Origin of the sequence: Herbaspirillum sp. NPDC101396 (genome assembly GCF_044767365.1) — a bacterium.
In the GTDB taxonomy this organism is placed as follows: domain Bacteria; phylum Pseudomonadota; class Gammaproteobacteria; order Burkholderiales; family Burkholderiaceae_D; genus Herbaspirillum.
In genome coordinates this window covers 532,155-549,106 of the sequence record NZ_JBIWNT010000005.1, presented here as the reverse complement: position 1 = coordinate 549,106, position 16,952 = coordinate 532,155, and the positions used below count along the sequence as shown (strand labels likewise).

The 16,952-nt window shown below is 63.5% G+C and carries 18 protein-coding genes; 7 read left to right on the top strand and 11 right to left on the bottom strand.

Going from position 1 to position 16,952, the window contains the following annotated elements; translation table 11 throughout:
• From ACIROY_RS19880 to ACIROY_RS19870, 3 genes are all read right to left on the bottom strand, one after another.
• On the bottom strand, positions 1-552 hold the full coding sequence (locus tag ACIROY_RS19880) for a flavin reductase family protein (protein ID WP_402279024.1): 552 nt from the start codon (positions 550-552) through the stop codon (positions 1-3).
• 145 nt (positions 553-697) lie between these two features.
• Positions 698-1,360, bottom strand: coding sequence for an NAD-dependent epimerase/dehydratase family protein (locus ACIROY_RS19875; RefSeq protein ID WP_402343560.1), 663 nt, complete (start codon positions 1,358-1,360; stop codon positions 698-700).
• A 438-nt stretch (positions 1,361-1,798) separates the two neighbouring features.
• Positions 1,799-2,164, bottom strand: coding sequence for a hypothetical protein (locus tag ACIROY_RS19870; protein WP_402279028.1), 366 nt, complete (start codon positions 2,162-2,164; stop codon positions 1,799-1,801).
• A gap of 220 nt (positions 2,165-2,384) precedes the next feature.
• Here ACIROY_RS19870 and ACIROY_RS19865 point away from each other — a divergent pair, with 220 nt between their 5' ends.
• The gene (locus ACIROY_RS19865) at positions 2,385-3,338 is read left to right on the top strand and encodes a DMT family transporter (RefSeq protein WP_402279030.1); all 954 of its coding nucleotides are present in this window, start codon (positions 2,385-2,387) and stop codon (positions 3,336-3,338) included.
• Between the two features lie 20 nt (positions 3,339-3,358).
• Positions 3,359-3,685 carry a hypothetical protein gene (locus ACIROY_RS19860; protein ID WP_402279032.1) on the top strand — a complete coding sequence of 109 codons (327 nt, stop codon included), beginning with the start codon at positions 3,359-3,361 and terminating at the stop codon, positions 3,683-3,685.
• A 12-nt stretch (positions 3,686-3,697) separates the two neighbouring features.
• Here ACIROY_RS19860 and ACIROY_RS19855 read toward each other — a convergent pair whose 3' ends face one another.
• Positions 3,698-4,621 (bottom strand): LysR substrate-binding domain-containing protein, encoded by a 924-nt coding sequence (locus tag ACIROY_RS19855; protein WP_402279034.1) that lies wholly within the window; start codon positions 4,619-4,621, stop codon positions 3,698-3,700.
• Positions 4,622-4,733: 112 nt separating this feature from the next.
• Between ACIROY_RS19855 and ACIROY_RS19850 the strand changes: the two genes are divergently transcribed.
• From ACIROY_RS19850 to leuD, 3 genes are read left to right on the top strand one after another with little or no spacing between them, the layout of a single operon-like run.
• The gene (locus ACIROY_RS19850; RefSeq protein WP_402343557.1) at positions 4,734-5,618 is read left to right on the top strand and encodes an alpha/beta fold hydrolase; all 885 of its coding nucleotides are present in this window, start codon (positions 4,734-4,736) and stop codon (positions 5,616-5,618) included.
• Positions 5,619-5,650: 32 nt separating this feature from the next.
• On the top strand, positions 5,651-7,066 hold the full coding sequence (gene leuC / locus ACIROY_RS19845; RefSeq protein ID WP_402343554.1) for a 3-isopropylmalate dehydratase large subunit: 1,416 nt from the start codon (positions 5,651-5,653) through the stop codon (positions 7,064-7,066).
• Entirely contained in the window at positions 7,059-7,679 is a 621-nt protein-coding gene (gene leuD / locus ACIROY_RS19840; protein WP_402279039.1) for a 3-isopropylmalate dehydratase small subunit, read from the top strand. The genes leuC and leuD overlap by 8 nt, the downstream gene beginning before the upstream one ends.
• 13 nt (positions 7,680-7,692) lie before the next feature.
• On the opposite strand, the gene ACIROY_RS19835 is transcribed toward leuD, so the two are convergent.
• Positions 7,693-8,091 (bottom strand): nuclear transport factor 2 family protein, encoded by a 399-nt coding sequence (locus ACIROY_RS19835; protein ID WP_402279041.1) that lies wholly within the window; start codon positions 8,089-8,091, stop codon positions 7,693-7,695.
• Positions 8,092-8,172: 81 nt separating this feature from the next.
• On the opposite strand from ACIROY_RS19835, the gene ACIROY_RS19830 reads away from it, so the two are divergent.
• Both ACIROY_RS19830 and ACIROY_RS19825 read left to right on the top strand, forming a co-directional pair.
• Entirely contained in the window at positions 8,173-8,727 is a 555-nt protein-coding gene (locus tag ACIROY_RS19830; RefSeq protein ID WP_402343551.1) for a MarR family winged helix-turn-helix transcriptional regulator, read from the top strand.
• Between the two features lie 154 nt (positions 8,728-8,881).
• Positions 8,882-10,051, top strand: coding sequence for a branched-chain amino acid ABC transporter substrate-binding protein (locus ACIROY_RS19825; protein WP_402343549.1), 1,170 nt, complete (start codon positions 8,882-8,884; stop codon positions 10,049-10,051).
• 24 nt (positions 10,052-10,075) lie between these two features.
• Here the strand turns inward: ACIROY_RS19825 and ACIROY_RS19820 are convergent, their stop codons facing one another.
• The 6 genes from ACIROY_RS19820 to ACIROY_RS19795 all read right to left on the bottom strand — a co-directional run bounded on the left by ACIROY_RS19820 (position 10,076) and on the right by ACIROY_RS19795 (position 16,948).
• Positions 10,076-10,570, bottom strand: a complete 495-nt coding sequence (locus ACIROY_RS19820; RefSeq protein WP_402343546.1) for a heme-binding protein — start codon at positions 10,568-10,570, stop codon at positions 10,076-10,078.
• Positions 10,571-10,755: 185 nt separating this feature from the next.
• Positions 10,756-11,805: an LLM class flavin-dependent oxidoreductase gene (locus ACIROY_RS19815; RefSeq protein ID WP_402343544.1), complete on the bottom strand. Its 1,050-nt coding sequence runs from the start codon at positions 11,803-11,805 to the stop codon at positions 10,756-10,758.
• On the bottom strand, positions 11,802-12,566 hold the full coding sequence (locus tag ACIROY_RS19810) for an ABC transporter ATP-binding protein (RefSeq protein WP_402343541.1): 765 nt from the start codon (positions 12,564-12,566) through the stop codon (positions 11,802-11,804). The genes ACIROY_RS19815 and ACIROY_RS19810 overlap by 4 nt, the downstream gene beginning before the upstream one ends.
• A complete protein-coding gene (locus ACIROY_RS19805; RefSeq protein WP_402343538.1) occupies positions 12,566-13,645 on the bottom strand; it encodes a FecCD family ABC transporter permease in 1,080 nt (359 codons plus the stop codon). Before ACIROY_RS19805 ends, ACIROY_RS19810 begins: the two co-directional genes overlap by 1 nt.
• Positions 13,642-14,775 carry an ABC transporter substrate-binding protein gene (locus ACIROY_RS19800; protein WP_402343535.1) on the bottom strand — a complete coding sequence of 378 codons (1,134 nt, stop codon included), beginning with the start codon at positions 14,773-14,775 and terminating at the stop codon, positions 13,642-13,644. Before ACIROY_RS19800 ends, ACIROY_RS19805 begins: the two co-directional genes overlap by 4 nt.
• Positions 14,765-16,948 carry a TonB-dependent receptor gene (locus ACIROY_RS19795; protein ID WP_402343532.1) on the bottom strand — a complete coding sequence of 728 codons (2,184 nt, stop codon included), beginning with the start codon at positions 16,946-16,948 and terminating at the stop codon, positions 14,765-14,767. The genes ACIROY_RS19800 and ACIROY_RS19795 overlap by 11 nt, the downstream gene beginning before the upstream one ends.
• Between the last annotated feature and the right edge of the window lie 4 nt (positions 16,949-16,952).

Genomic DNA, 16,952 nt, shown 5'->3' with positions numbered 1-16,952 from the left:
CTAAAGATTTTGCGGCATGAAGCGGCCGCGTCGGCTGACGTTGCGTCCAGCTTCACGGAACTGGCCGTCGCCGGTGTAGTGCACGGTCTGAGGATATTTCGGCGAAGGCGCGGCATGCGCCTTGACCACTTCGAAGATGAAGTAGTTGTAGGTATCGATCAGGCAATCATCGTAAAGCTTGCACTCGAGACTGACGAAGCAGTCGTCCAGCAGCGGCGCTTTGACTTTTGTGGCCGCGCTGGTGTGCAAGCCGAAGCGCGAGAATTTGTCGACCTCGGCGCCGGAACAGTTGCCGATGTCGGCAACGGTGTCGAGCATGTCGGCGGTGGGGATGTTGATCACGCATTCGCGGCTGCTGCGGATCAGTTCGAAGCTGTGATTGCCGGCGGCGATGATGCAACCCACCAGCGAGGGCGTGAATTCCATCACGGTATGCCAGCCCAGCGTCATCACGTCGGTCTCGTCCTGCCAGCGCGATGTCACCAGCACAATCGGGCCGGGCTCAAGATAATGGCGGATGTCGGAAACGGGGTAATCGACCTTTTTGCTCATCACGGATCACCGGTGCGGAAATGAAGATGATCCATTTTAGGCCCGTGATGGCGGCCATTTCTGTAGGACAACAACTGATTTTCGTGCCGAAATGCGCTGCAGACAGCGCAACGCATTAGCGGCAAATCAAGTTATTGTCGATCGGTCATGCCAGTGCGGCAATGTCCGCGTTGTGGATGATGCCGGAGGCCTGACCTCGCTTGAGGACATTGATCATGGCGCGCCCCAGTTGTTCGGTGGTGGTGATGTGGCGTGGGAACATTCCGCGCAACAGCGACAGCAGCGGTCCGGCTAACAGGTAGAACCAGCGGTAGGCGGGTGTCTTCGAGACTTCGCCGTGCATCGGCTGGATCGCGCCGGGACGGAACATATGCGCCGCCTTGAACGGCAGCGCCAGCAGCGCGTTCTCGGTCTTGCCCTTGACACGCGCCCACATTACGCTGCCGCGCTCGGTGCTGTCGGTGCCGGCACCAGAAACGTAGGAGAAACTCATCTGCGGATTGAGCCGGCACAGCGTTTGCGCCGCCGCCATGGTGAGGTCGTAGGTGATGCGGGTGTACTCAGCTTCGCTCTTGCCGCCGGCCGACACGCCGAGGCAGAAGAAGCAGGCGTCGAAACCGCGCAGCTGTTCTTCGACCGCGTCGTAGCGGAACAGGTCAGGGACCAGCAGTTCTTTCAGCTTGGGATGCTGGACGCCGACCGGCGTGCGTCCGACCACTTGCACGGTGGTGATGGCGGGATCGCGCAGGCATTCGCGCAGCAGGCCCTGGCCGACCATGCCGGTGGCGCCGAAGATGAGGACGTTCATAGAGAACTCATTTCATAAATAGGTGTGAATGCGAGCGAGCGTGTCCTGTTTGGGATGAGATGCAAGGCGCGAATCCGGGTCAAGACTGGGCGTCTTGACCCGGATTCGTCACGCTGCAGATCGCCCAAACAGGCCGCTCCCTACAGGTTCTTCCAAGAAAGGGCGCTGGCCGCGTTGTACCCTGCAAGGGTGCAACATGCTGCACGAAGCCCCTGCTACATCCTTGCCAGTGCCTTTTCTGCGAAGAACGCATCTCACACCCATTTGTGAAATGAGTTCTACATTCCCTGAGTTCACGGCTATCTGGGAATGAATCGGGATTGCACAAGGCCGGCGATGGACAAGTCGGGACAATAAAAAGCCGGAGACGGCAAACACTCACTGTGTCTGCCGTCTCCGGCCGGTACTTCCCCGAAGGGACGTGCTGCTTAAGTCTGCTTAGCGGCTGTAGTACACGTCGCGATACTCGCGACGGTATTCACGGTAGACCGGACGTTCGCGATATTCGCGCTCAACGTAGACCGGGGCAGGGCGCACATAAACTGGCGCAGGTTGATAGTAGACCTGCTGCGGCTGCTGGTAATACACCGGCTGCGGCGCTTGCTGATACACCGGTTGTGGTGCATAGCTAGGGCCCGAATTGGCGTTGGCGATCATCGAGCCGATCGCGACTGCGCCGATGACACCGGCGGCGATCGCCAGGCCGTTGTTGCCGCCGTGGTCACGTGCCGAGGCCGAAGTCGAAACCGATGCTGCCAACACTGCGGTAACAAGCAGGGCAGGGATGATTTTCTTGCTGATCATGATGATGTCCTTTCAGTTGAGGCGCATCTTATTTCTCGCCACGATTCGAATATATTCTATTTTCGGACGAAGAAAAGCCCCGGCATTACTTGCTTACAATTCTTACCAGGTTGGCGAGGATCACGGCCCACCCTGCCGCCAGCCTGCAATCGAGGCGCGCCCACGTTAGAATGCAGGGCTGCTTTCCCTGGAGAAAGCCAACCGACGCCAGCCCGCATCCATGAATTACACTCCCGGCCGCCTGATGGCCTATGCCTGCCTCGCCCTCAGCATGTCCATGGTGGGCGCGTACGTCGCATTGACCAAGCCGTTGGCGGCGGCGCTGCCGGTGTTTCTGCTGGCCTGGCTGCGCTTTGGCATAGGCGCGGTAGCGATGCTGCGCTGGCTGAAGAAGCCCGCCAACGAAGCGCCGCTGACACCGCGCACGCGGGTGCTGGTGTTCCTCGAATCCTTCCTCGGCAATTTCCTGTTCACGATTTGCATGATCAGCGGCGTCAGCATGACCAGCGCCGTGTCAGCCGGCGTGATCATGTCGGTGATCCCGGCGGCGGTGGCATTGATGAGCTGGATCTTCCTGCGCGAACGCATCGGCGCGCGCGTCTGGATGGCTGTGGCCTGCGGTGCGATCGGCATCGGGCTGCTGTCGCTGGCCAAGAATCCGCACGCCTCAAGCCTGGATGCCGCCGGCACCGATGCCGCCCATCAGGCCTGGCTCGGCAACATGCTGGTGTTCGCCGCCGTATTGTGCGAAGCCTCGTATGCCGTGATCGGCAAGAAGCTCACCGCCGTGCTCAGTCCCAAGCGCATCAGCTCTATCATCAATCTGTGGGGACTGGTGCTGATGACGCCGTTCGGGTTCTATACCGCGCTGCAATTCGATTTCGCCGCCGTGCACAAGGGCATCTGGCTGTTGCTGGTGTTCTACGCGCTGGCCGCCAGCGTCTGGAGCGTCTGGCTCTGGATGACCGGACTCAAGTCGGTACCGGCCGCGCGCGCCGGCGTGTTCACCGTGATGCTGCCGGTCAGCACCGCGCTGGTCGGTGTGCTGGCGCTGGGCGAGCAATTGACCGTGATCCAGCTGGCCGCCTTCGCGGTCGCATTGGCCGGCATGCTGCTGGTGACCGTGCCAGGCAGGTCCGCTGCGAGCGCCGGTCCGGGTGCAGCGCATTCCTGACCGGTCCTGATTTTTTCACCATGGCGCGCCGCTATCACTACTCCGTCTACGTCATCGAATTGTCGACCGACGTGTTGTACGAGGCGCGCTTCCGCAAGGCCAACCCTGACTATGTGACCGGCAAGCCCTGCGTCTACGTTGGCATGACCGGTCTTAACGTCGACCTGCGTTTCGACAAGCACAAGGCCGGCATCCAGTCCAACCGCTACGTGCGCGACTTCGGCTTGCGCCTGCTGCCCAAGCTGTACGAAATGTACAACCCGATGCCTTATGACGGCGCACGCGACATGGAAGTGGAACTGGCGATCGGCCTGCGCGAAGCCGGCTATGGCGTGTGGCAAGCCTGAACAAAGGCGTTCCTACCACGCCGATTGCTGCTCGTTGCCCTTATGCAGATGCGTGCTGAAACGCGCTGCGATGAAGTCGACGAAGGCGCTGACCTTGGCCGACAGATTCAGCCGTTCCGGATACACCGCATAGATGTCGGAGTCCGGCAGCGACCAGTCGGCCAGTACTTCCCGCAAACGTCCTGAGCGCAGGTAGGGCGCCACGTCCCACTCCGAGCGCATCAGGATGCCGTGCCCGGCCAGCGCCCAGGCCAGCGCGATTTCGCCGTCGTTGGTGCTGAGCGGGCCGCGCACCTTGACGCCCTCGCTGCGCTTGCCGCGGCTCAGGTGCCAGGCGCCGTAGGCGGCTTCGTTTTCGCGCAGTACGATGCATTTGTGCTTTTGCAGGTCGCGCGGCACCGCCGGCGCCGCCATCGTCTTGAGGTAGGCCGGGGCTGCGCACAGTACCCGCCGGTTGGACGCGATCTTGCGCGCGATGATGCGCGCGTCCGGCAGCTCGCCGACGCGGATGCCGATGTCGTAAGCCTGGTCGGCCAGGTTGAGCGCGCGCTCCGACAACTGCAATTGCACCTCGACCTCGGGATGGCGCCTGGCGAAGTCGGCCACCACCGGACCGACATATTTGCGGCCGAAGCCGAAACTCGCATTGATGCGCAGCAATCCCTTCGGGACTGCGCGGCTGCGGCTGACGGTCTGTTCCAGTTCTTCGATCTCGGCCAGGATGCGCGCGCCCTCGGCCAGGTAGATCTCGCCTTCGTGCGTCACGCTCATGGTGCGCGTAGTGCGATTGAGCAGCCGCACCCCGAGTCGCCGCTCCAGGTTCGCCAGCCGTTTGGTCACTGCCGGCGGCGTCACGCCAAGTTCGCGGGCGACGGCGGCGAGGCTGCCTTGCTTGACCAGGATATTGAAAAAAGCGAGGTCGGAGAGATGGTTCATGGCGTTTCCGATTATTAAATTGAAGTAACTAATAGGCTTAGTTCGAGTGAATTATAAGCCTGCAAAGCCGCCGTACAATGGCTCCATTCCAGCTCGCCAACGAGGAGTCGCCATGTTTTCAGGATTCGAACGCCAGGTCGCCGCGGTCAACGGCACGACGATCAACTACGTACGCGGCGGCAGCGGCGCGGCCTTGCTGCTGCTGCACGGCCACCCGCAGACGCACGCGATCTGGCACAAGGTCGCCGCCGCATTGGCGGAGCGCTTCACCGTCATCGCCGCCGACCTGCGCGGCTACGGCGACAGCGGCAAGCCGGCCGGCCTGCCCGACCACAGCAATTATTCCAAGCGCGTGATGGGACAGGACCAGATCGACCTGATGGCCTCGCTGGGCTTCGACGAGTTCTTCCTGATGGGACACGATCGCGGCGGCCGCGTCGCCTACCGCATGGCGCTTGATCATCCGGCCGCGATCCGCAAACTGGTGCTGCTCGACATCGCGCCGACGCTGGCCATGTACGAGCAGACCAGCCTGGAATTCGCCACCGCGTATTACCACTGGTTCTTCCTGATCCGTCCGGCGCCGTTTCCCGAGACCCTGCTCAGTTCGCATCCCGAGGATTACCTGAAGCACACCATCGGCGGCCGCAGCGCCGGCCTCAAGCCGTTCACGCCCGAAGCCTACGCCGAATATCTGCGCTGCCTGCGCGATCCGGCCACCATCCACGGCATCTGCGAAGACTACCGCGCCAGTGCGAGCATCGACCTCGAACACGAGCGCCACGATCTCGCCGCCGGCAACAAGATCCGCTGCGACGTGCTGGCGCTATGGGGAAAACAAGGCGTCATCGAACGCTGTTTCGACCCGCTCACGGAATGGCGAAAGTTCACGGAAGAAGGCCGGCTCGGCGGCCGTGCGCTGGCCTGCGGCCACTACGTCCCGGAAGAAGCGCCGGAGGAACTGCTGGCCGAAGTACTGCCGTTCTTCCACGCCTGAAACCTGCTCTGCCAGCCCACAGGAAGACCATCATGCCAACCCGCACCTTCTACCAGAAACTGGTCGACTCGCACACGGTCGCCATGCTCGACGAGCAGCACGTGCTGCTCTACGCCGATCTTCACATCATGAACGAATACACCAGCCCGCAAGCCTTCAGCAGCCTGCGCGAGCAAGGCCGGCCGGTGCTGCGTCCGCGCCAGCAGCTGGCCGTGGTGTCGCACATCATCCCGACGCATCCGGTCGGCAACGCGCAGCGTGTGATCTTCGATCCGCCGTCGGCGCTGCAGGCGAGCAACCTGAAACGCAATTGCCGCGGCTTCGGCATCACGCTGTTCGACACCACCGACGACGACCAGGGCATCGAACACATCATCGCGCCCGAACACGGCTGGGTGCGCCCGGGCATGGTGATCCTGTGCGGCGACAGCCACACGACGACGTACGGTGCACTGGGCGCATTGGGTTTCGGCGTCGGCACCTCCGAAGTCGAACACATCCTCGCCACGCAGACGCTGGTCTATCGCCTGGCGCAAGACATGCGCATCCGCGTCGACGGCGAGCTGCCGTCGGGAACGTCAGTGAAGGACCTGATCCTGATGATCATCGGCCGCATCGGCGCGCAGGGCGCGCGCGGTTACGCGGTGGAGTTCTGCGGCACGACCATCGCCGCCTTGTCGGCCGAAGCGCGCATGACCTTGTGCAACATGGCGGTGGAAGCCGGCGCACGCGCCGCGTTGATCCGCCCCGACGCCACCACCTTCGCGTACGTGCGCAGCCATGCGGCCAATCTCGACGACGCCGCGTTCGCGCAGGCGATGGAAGACTGGCGCGCGCTGCATTCGGATGAAGGCGCGCACTTCGACGTCGAGTACGTTTTTCACGCCGCGCAGGTGGCGCCTTACGTCACCTGGGGCACCAGTCCCGACCAGGCTATCGCGGTGGATGCGCTGACGCCGCCATCGGATGAGGGCGCCACTGCGCAGGCGCTGGCGTACATGGATTTGCAGGCGCAGCAGTCGCTGCTCGGGTTGCCGGTGGATCGCGTCTTCATCGGTTCATGCACCAACGGCCGCATCGAGGATTTGCGCAGCGCCGCCGCCATCATCCGCGGCAAACATGTGGCAGCCTCGGTGCGCGCGATGGTGGTGCCCGGTTCCGGCGCGGTGCGCCGCCAGGCCGAGCGGGAGGGACTGGCGCAGATATTCATTGACGCCGGTTTCGAGTGGCGCCAACCGGGCTGCTCGATGTGCCTGGCGATGAACGACGACGTGCTGGAACCGGGCGAGCGCTGCGCCTCGACCACCAACCGCAATTTCGAAGGTCGCCAGGGACGCGGCGGCCGCACCCATCTGATGAGTCCGGCGATGGCGGCAGCGGCGGCGCTGGCCGGCAGCATCGCCGACGTCAGGACCTTGCATCCGGGAGCGGGAGACAGCCATGCATGAAGCATTGCAAACACAGACACTGCGCGGCGTAGCCGCACCGATCCTGATCGACAATCTCGACACCGACCAGATCATGCCCAAGCAATTCCTGCGCATCATCACCAAGCAGGGACTTGACCGCGGCGTGCTGTACGACCTGCGCTTCCATCCGGACGGCAGCGAGCGCAAGGAATTCATCCTCAATCAGGATGGTTTTCGCGCGGCGAAATTCATCATCGGCGGCCCCAACTTCGGTTGCGGCTCCAGCCGCGAACATGCGGTGTGGGGTTTGCAGCAGCTCGGCATCGAGGCGGTGATCGCGCCCAGCTTCGGCGAGATATTTTTCGGCAATGCGCTCAACAACCGGCTTCTGCTGATCGTGCTGCCGCAGGAGCAGATCGACGCCTTGCTGCAGGACGTCGCGTCCGGTCATCATGAATTGGAGATTGACCTGCATACCTGCGCAGTGCACAGCGCCACGCAGGACTTCAGGTTTCCGCTGGCCGAGCGCCACCGCAAGATGATCGTCGACGGACTCGACATGGTCGGCGCCACCCTGCAGATGCTGCCAGCCATCACCGAGTTCGAACGAGGCCATCGCGCGCGGCATCCGTGGGCCGACGCCTTGCGCTGACGCACCTTCTTCTTCAGGGGATCCGATTCCACACTTCAAACGTCTGTTCACGTGCAATCAGGCCGTCACGCATCGTGAAGTGATGGATCAGGCGCAGCTCGACGCGCACGCCGACCGACAGCGGACAGTTGCGGATGCCGGGACCGGCGATACGGAAGCGCGCCAGCATGTCGTCCACCACGCGCGTCTCGGTGGCGAAGCGGTCCAGCGGTTCGATTTCCACCTCCGCCATGGCGCCGAACATGGCGACATACATCTCACGAATGGCTTGCTTGCCGACCAGCCGGATTGCGCGGTGCGGCGCTTCGAACACGACGTCGTCGGTGTACAGCGCCAGCACGCTGTCGACGTCGCGCGCCTCGTCGCGGATGTGGCGGTCGACGACGTCGAGGTTGTGTTGGATGGCGTTCATGCGGCTTTCCCTTTTTTGGTAAATAAGTCAGTTATTCTGTCTATTATAGACATATAGTCTGTCTATGTGTCAAGATGGAGCATGACCAAGAAAACCAGCAAGCACGTCGCTGTCGGCAGCAAAGACGGCAAGATCGACAAGGCCGGCGTCGGCAAGAAAAGCAAAGTCGCCGCACGCGCCGAGACCATCCCGGACCGGCATCGCACGCTCGGCGCATTGTTGCGCGGCGCCTACGATCGCATGGCCGTGTGGCTGTACGGCGAACTGGCGGCGCGTGGTTTCACTGAAGTGCGGGTGGCGCACAGCGCCGTGTTTCGCGCCATCGCCGCCGACGGCAGCCGCGTAGTCGATCTGGCCGCGCGCGCCGGCATGACCAAACAGAGCATGGCGTACCTGGTCGAGCAGCTGGAGGGTTTCGGCTATCTCGATATCGTGCCCGATCCCGACGACGGACGCGCCAAGCTGGTCACGTTGACGCGGCGCGGCAAGGCACTCCACGCCGCCGCCGTCGAACTGAGCGCGCAGGCCGAACGGCGCATGGGCGGATTGCTCGGCGAAGAGCGCATGTCTTTGCTGCGTGACGCGCTGGAGCAGGTCTACGATGACTGGGATCCGGCCGATACGCCTCAACGCTGATCCCGATGCATTTTCGGCAACATCCGCCGTGAGATGGAAATCGCCCGGTTTTATCCTTCATTTTCCCCATATGGCGCCCCCGGGCGCAGTGATATAACTATCGCCATCGCGCACCTATAACTACATCAGCGCGATGTCGAAAGGACAGGGACATATGGAGAAGCAAGGCAAACGCAGCATGGTGCTGCTGGCCATGGCGGCGCTGCTGGGGTGGCAGTTGCCCGGATTGCAGTCGCCGGCGATGGCTGCCGACAAGAACGTCTCCATCGGATTCGCCGGACCGCTCACCGGTCTGAGCAGCGCCAGCGGCACCAGCATGCTCAATGCAGTCAAGATGGCGGTCGACGAGATCAACGGCGCCGACCTGCGCGTCGGCGGCGACCGTCTGGTGCTCAAGCTGCAGGTGCAGGACGACAAATCCAATCCGCGTATCGCTGAAATCGCGGCGCGCTATTTTGCCAAGAGCGATACCGCCGGCGTGGTCGGTATTTTCAACAGCGCGGTCGCTGTCAGCTCGTCGGTGATCTATCAGAAAGCCGGTATCCCGCATTTCGCCATTTCAGGTACCCGGCGCTTTACCCAGCAGGGCCATGACAGCGCTTTCCGCATCGCCGCCTACGACGAGCAGCGCGCCGCCGTGCTGGCCGCTTACGTCGCGCAGGAACTGCACAAGAGCCGCGTCGCGATCGTGCATGACGACAGCGTGTTCGGGCGCGACTACAAGGAGAAATTCGAAGCTTCCTTCACCAAGCTCGGCGGCAAGATCGTCAGCGTCAATTCGGTCAGCGCCACGACCTACGACTTCAACGACATCCTCAAGGCGATCCGGGTCGGCAAGGCGGACGCGGTGTTCTTTGGCGGACTCGGATCGCAAAGCGCGATGCTGGCGCAAAACATGTACCGGCTGGGCATCGAGGCGCCGCTGGTGACGGCGGCCTCGCTGGTGGGGCCGATGTATTTGCAGACGGCCGGGCCGGGTGCGGAAGGCACGGTGTCAATCATGCCCGGCGCCCATCAACGCAAGTCGAAGCAGTTCGAAGCCTTCGAGAAGAATTACCAGCAACGTTACAACGCCGCGCCCGGCGCGTACTCGGCGGTGGCGTATGACCAGGTGCAGGTGCTGGCGGCCGCGATCGTGCGCGCCGGTTCGGCCAATCCGCGCAAGGTGACCGCGGCCTTGCATGCGATCAAGCACAACGGCCTGACCGGTACGATTTCTTTTGACGCCCACGGCGATCTGCGCGATGTGAATTTCTCTACCTACCAGGTCAAGAACTCGGTGTGGACCATGCACAAGCAGTACCACGTCGGCATGGGTAACTGAGGTTCGCCTGCAAGGTAATAGTCTCTATTGAAGCTTGCCGGCGAATTTCGCCACGGCGGCCATCGCGCAGGCGTCGTCCTTGTCCCCACCCGGAGCGCCTGACACGCCGATTGCGCCGATGATCTGGTCGCCGGCAAGGACCGGCACGCCGCCGCCGAGGATCAGCACATCGGAGACATCCTTGAGATTGGCGCTGACCATGTCGGCAGCAATCAGCCGGGCCGTCTCGGAGGTGCTGCGTTTGAAGGCCACCGCGGTATAGGCCTTGCGGCGGCTTGTGTTCACGGTGCTTGGTCCGGCGCCGTCGTCGCGCAGCACGGCGCGCTCCTGCCCGGCCTTGTCGACCACCGCGACCGTAACCTGGTAACCGTCCTTGCGGCATTGCTCAATAGCGGCAATCGCGATGTCGCGGGCCAGGTCCTGCGAGATCTGTTTTTCGGTCAGGACTTGTGCATGCGCCTGGAGCGATGCACCGGCGGCTTGTGCGGCTAATGCCAGCAGCAGGAAAATTCTCTTCATGTCGGCCTCTGTTCAGTGTGGGCGGAAATAGTAGCGTTCCGCTCCTTCCGGATGGGCGTGCTTCGGCAGAAGCCGGGTTATTTTCGTGGGCCAACGAGAAAAATCAAATAGATGATCAAGAGATGTATAGAACGCATTTCGCCAGCGGTCAATTCGCGCATGTGGCCGACGATGCCGCCGGAAATCTACAGCGCTGACTCCTGATCGCCGTGGACAGAATGATGATGCGCCCGCGCCAGCAGCTCGAATGAGCGCAGGCGATCTTCCAGTGCGTAAGTCCAGGCGGTGATGCCGATCTCGTCGGCGCCGGCGTTGTCGGCCAGCCGATGCAGCTTGCCCATGACCTCGTCGGCGGTCCCGACAAAATTACGTTCGAGTTGCAGCCCGATGCGTTCGCGCTGCTGCGCCGTGTAGGGATAGGCCAGCGCGGTGTCCACCGACTCTAGCGGCTCGCGCACACCGTCGTCGAGACGCGTGCGCCACAAGCCGCGCGAGGCGAACAGGCGGCGCGCTGCTTCATGCGTATCAGCCGCCAGCGCCCAGGCCATCATGGCCGTATAGGGCGCTTCGCATAACGCACCGGGGCGGAACGCGGCGCGGTAGGCGTCGAACGCGGCCTCGGAAATTCCCACGCTTTGTTCTGCCGAATAGTTGAAACACATCGGCAGACCAAGCTGGCCGGCAGAACGCGCACCGTCGATGGAGGTCACCAGCAGCCAAGCTTGCGCGACGCCGGGATTGTGCGGCAGCGTCTTCAATCCGGCCAATTTGTCATCGTCGCCCGGCGTCTGCTTGGACAGCCACGTACACAGATCACGTATCTTTTGTTCAAACTTCAGGCGGTCGCCGTCGCCTCCGGGATTGAGCGCGCGGAAGGCATTGCCGTCACCGCCCGGCGAACGTCCAAGCCCGAGATCGATGCGTCCGGGCGCGAGCGCCTCCAGCACATTGAACTGTTCCGCCACCTTGAACGGCGCATAGAACGGCAACAGGACGCCGGCGGCGCCGATCCGGATGCGCGAGGTCAGCGCGGTGAGCGCACCGAGCAGAACCTCCGGCGCGCTGCCGACGATGGCGGGATTGCTATGATGCTCCGACACCCAGAAGCGGTGATAGCCGATCCGTTCGCAGTGCTGCGCCAGCTGCAAGGTATTGCGCAGCGCGTCGGCGTGCGTCGTGCCGGCGGAATAAGCCGACTGGTCGAAGGCGATCAGGAGTTTGCGCGCAGCGGTCATGGCGTGCGCAGGGGAATCACATAAGGAATATCGCCGTCGCTGCCGATGCGCGCGCTGACGCCGTAGACCGCCTCGATGTGCTGCGGCGTGAGCACCTCGCGCCAATGTCCCTGCGCCACCACACGGCCTTCCCTCAGCATCACCAGGCGATCGGCGAAACGCGCCGCCAGTGCCAGGTCGTGGATGGCGATCAGCACGCCGCTGCCTTGCGCGTCGGCGATTTCGCGCGCGGCGGTCATGGCTTCCAGCTGATGATGCAAGTCGAGATCGCTGGTCGGCTCATCCAGCAACAGCAAACGCCCCTGCTGCACCAGCGCACGCGCCAGCAGCACGCGTTGCCGTTCGCCGCCGCTGAGTTCGTCGCAGGGGCGCAGCGCCAGCGTCTGCAGTTTGAGGCGCTCGATGGCGTCGAGCACGATGCGGCGATCACGATCGCCGCTGTTCCAGGTGCGGTGCGGCGCGCGGCCCAGCGCAATCATGTCGGCCACGCGCAGCGACATGGCCGGACCGGTATGCTGCGGCACATACGCAATGGCGCGCGCCAGGTTGCGGCGCGACATGTCCTGCAGATTGTCGCCGGCCAGCGTCATGCCGGCGTGCTGCGACGGCATGATGCGGTTGATGCATTTGAGCAGCGTGCTTTTGCCGGCGCCGTTGGGGCCGACCAGGCAGACGATTTCTCCCGCGCCGACTTGCAGGTCGATGTTGTCGAGGATCAGGCGCTTGCCATGACGGTAATGCAATCCGGAGATCTTGAGCATCACAGGCCCGCCTTGTGCCGGCTCGACAGCAACAGATGCAGGAACAGCGGCACGCCGACGTAGGCGACGACGATGCCGACCGGGATGATCACCGGCGCGAACAACAGGCGTCCGGCCATGTCCGACAACAGCACCAGCAACGCGCCGACGATGGCGGAGAAGGGTAACAACCAGCGATGGTCGCCGCCGATCAGCAGGCGCGCGATATGCGGCGCCACCAGCCCGACGAAACCGATCACGCCGGTGAAGCTGACCACCGCAGCGGTGATCATTACCGCCACCACGGTCACCACGGTGCGCACGCGGCCGACCGCAAAGCCCAGCGAGGCGGCAATGTCGTCGCCGCCGGCGGCGAACGCATTGAGCGCCCAGGCATGCCATTGCAGCAGTGGCGCACCAAGCAGCAAGACGCCGCCGGCCACCGCGACTTCATTCCAGGTGCTGCCGTTGAGCGAGCCGAAGGTCCATTGCACGATGGCCGCGAGTTGCTGTTCGGTGGCGACGAACTGCACGCTGGCGGTCAACGCGCTGAACAAATAGGTCAGGCCGACGCCGCCCAGCACCAGCATGGTGGCGCTGACGCCGCGCAACGCCGAGAAGGCCAACACCAACGTCGCGCACAATACCGCGCTGGCGAAGGCGGCCGCGACGGTCAGATACAGGCCGCTCCAGGCGCCCGCGATGCCCGTCGCACCTGACAAGATCGCCAGCGACGCCCCGAACGCCGCCGCCGGCGAAATACCGACCGTGTAGGGACTCACCAGTGGATTGCGCGTGATGCCTTGCATGGCCACGCCAGCCAGCGCCAGGCCGGCGCCGGCCACCACCGCCATGACGATGCGCGGCAGCCGCAGCTGTTGCAGCAGCGAGATTTGCCACGCCGGAATGTCGCTCAGCCACGCCGCCGGCAGTAGCGGCGCGAACAGAGCGCGGAGGCTGGTCGCCATGCCGAATTTTTGCGCGCCCAGCGATCCGGCCAGCGCCATCGCGGCGATCAGCAGAGCGACGCCGGCGACCATCGCCAGCGCATTGCGACGCTGATGACGCTGCAACGCTTGCATGAGAAGAGTCTTGTTCATTTGCGCAGCTCCGCCAGCGATGCGGTGTAACCACCCGGCGCCGGCACCTGTTGAAAATCCTCCAGCCAGGTGCGCATGACCTGGTCGGGATCAATGTCTTTGAAGCGATCCGGATACAGCCATTTGGCGATCTGTAATGCACCGATGATCTTGGAACAACCGCCTGCCAGGTAATAGCTGATGTGATACACCTGCACAGGGGGATTGCGCACCGCCGGAATGCGATCGAAGCCGGGGCGCGCGGCGACCGCTTCCAGTACTTGCAGCGAGAACGCACGGCTATGTGGTTCGTACTGGCCTGGTTCAAGTTTGACGATGACGTCGGGCATGCGCGCGACGACTTCTTCCGGATCGACGCTGAAGCCCTGCACACTGCCGCGCGCCGACGGCTGGCTGAGGACGCTGACGTCGCGGAACACATTGACGCCGCCGCCGACCTCGACCATGTCGTGCCAGCCGGAGCCCTTCAACAGGGTCTTGTAGGCGCCGACTTCTTCAATGTAGACGCGCTTGCGCTGCGCCATCGGCAGGTTCTGCAAGCGCTGAGCCAGCAGGTCGCGGTAGCGGCGATAGAAAGCGTTGAGTTTGGTGGCGCGTTGCGGTTGCTCGAACAGTCGGCCGAACAGCGTGACGTTTTCTTCATGCTTGAGCACGTCCCAGGCAGTGACCACTACCACCGGGATGCCGAAGCGGCCGAGCACGGTGGCCGCCTTTTGCCAGTCGCTGTTGCGCGGGAAGAAAACCGCATCCGGCTGCATCGCGACGATGGCTTCGTAATTGGGACTCGACTGCCCCTGTCCTGCCAGCATGGCCGGCGTCACCGTCGGCCAGTAGCTATGGCTGCGCGCGGAGTCGATGTCGACGCCCACCACCGGCTGCATGCCGGCCACGGCGCGCACGAATTCGGTGGTGTAGCGGTTGAAGACGACCACGCGTTTCAGCGGCGTCTTCAGGGTGAGTTCACGACCGACGTCGTCCTTGAACGTCAGGCTGTGAAGGGTGTCTGCGGCATGGACCGAGGGCGCCCGCACCAGCAACGGCAGCCCCAGCGACAGCAGCAACAGCCGCAACAGCCGTCGTCGTTGGGGCTGCTGCTGTTGCTGCAGCGGAATGATCCGGTCAAAACGCATAGTTGCCGGTGACCGTGTAGGTGCGCGGTGCGCCCAGGATCCATTGCGTCGCCGTGCCGGCGTAGGTCGATGCGGCGTAGACCTTGTCGGTGAGGTTGTCGATGCGCAAATCGAACTTCAGCTTCGGAGTCGCCTTCCACGCCACGCCGGCGTCGAGCACGGTGTACGCCGGCAGGCGCGACTGGTCGGTGTTGTCCGAGTAGCGATCGCTGACGTAATGGGCGCCGGTGCGGGCTTCCACTTGCGGCGTGGCGTTCCACAGCACGAACAGGTTGCCGGTGCGTTTCGGCACGAACTGCGGACGGTAACCGGCCAGCGAGGTCGCCTTGCCGCCGACCGTGGCGACGAAGTTATCGAAGCGCGCCTGCAGCACCGAGGCATTGGCCTCGACGCGCCAGTCGTCGTTGAGCTTGAAGGTCAGCGAGCCTTCCAGGCCGCGCGACGATTGCTGGCCGACGGTGTCGGAGAGGGCGGTGTTGTTGATGTTCGGCGCCAGCAGGTTGTTCTTGATGATGCGATAAGCCGCCAGCGTCCATTCCACGCGGCCGTTCCACAAGGCTTGCTTGACGCCGACTTCGGCCTGCTTGCCCTTGGACACGCCGTACTGCATCTGCGATGCGCTGATGCTGGCCAGCGAGGTGACCGGATCGGATGCCACCGCGTATTGTGCGTACAGCGAGGTGTCGGTCACCGGTGTGAAGACCACGCCGGTATTCCATGACACCGCATTCTGGTTGCCGTTGGCGGTCAGGCGCGTGATGAAGTCATCGCGCTTGGTCTGGTAGTTGTCGCCGCGCAGCCCGCCGGTGACGGCCCATTGCTTGTTCAGCTGATAGCGGTCTTGCAGGAACAATCCGGCCTGGTCGACGGTAACGCGATACAAGGCGCGGATGGCCGGCGAGTTGCCCTGTGCGAACGTGCCCGGATTGAAGTTGAGCGCATTGACGGTGGTGCTGCCGGCGAAGTTGCCCGCGGCGTTGGTGTTGTCGTTGCGGTCGTAGAGTGAGCGGTTGAGGTCAAAGCCGACCACCAGCTGGTTCTTGTTGCCGAACAGCTCGCTGTCGATGGTGGCGTAGCCGTGATCGCCGTATTGGGTCTGTGCGCCGACGATGTCGCGGTAGTTGGAGCGCGCGACGTTGCCGGTGGCCGGGTTGTACGTGTAGGTATAGGTTTCCTTGTAGCGGCGGTCGTGCTTGATCAGGTAGACGTCGTTGTTGAGCACGACCTTGTCGTTGAGCTCGTAACGCGCGCGCAGATAGGTGCGGTTTTCGGTGAAGCGCACCTGGGCGTCATCGACGTTGTAATTCTTGAAGCGCGTGCCGGGTACGATGGCGCCGTTGACGATGGGCGTGCCTTCGTAGCTGCCCGGATGGATATCGGCGTAGTCGTTGGCCAGCGTCAGAGTCAGGTCGCGCGTGGCTTTCCACAGCAGCGAACCGGACACGGTCAGGCTGTCGCTGCGGCCGCGGTCCATCCAACCGTCCGAATTGACGTGGCTGACGTCGAGGCGATAGGCCAGCGTGTCGCTGAGCGGGCCGGTGCTGTCGAAGGCCTTGCGATAGGTGCCGAAGGAGCCGGCCGAAAACTGCACCTCATTGGACTGCTGTTTCAGATTCAGGTCGGGCCGCTTGGGCACGACGTTGACCGCGCCGCCGACGAAGCCCGTGCCGTACAGCACCGAAGCGGGGCCGTTGAGGAACTCCACGCGTTCCACATTCCACGGATCGACCGGGAAGGTCACGACGCCGCCGGCGTTGTACAACTGCAAGCCGTCGTACAGTTGCGAAATCGAATTGGGGCCGTAGAAGCCGCGCGCCGACAGCGAGTTGTTGCCGTTGCCGGAAAACGGCACCGAGGTCACGCCGGGCGCGCGCGTTTCGGCGTCGAGCAGGGTCTGGTAGCCACGGTCGCGGATGGTGTCGCCCATGATGACGGCGACGCTGGCCGGGGTTTCCAGCGGCGTCAGGTTGAGACGGCCGCCGGCGGTCGAGGGCGCCTTCAGGCTGCCGCCGTCCTGGGTCGATACCGTGATCTCGGGCAGCGAGGCCTCGGTCGCTTGTGCGAAGGCGGCGCCGGCCTGGAGGGCGGCAAAGGTACCGAACGCGCCGGCCAGCGCATACGGCAAATGAGACAGGCGCGGTTTGCCGGTGCGCAGCGATGCAGAGTGTTTCATGTGA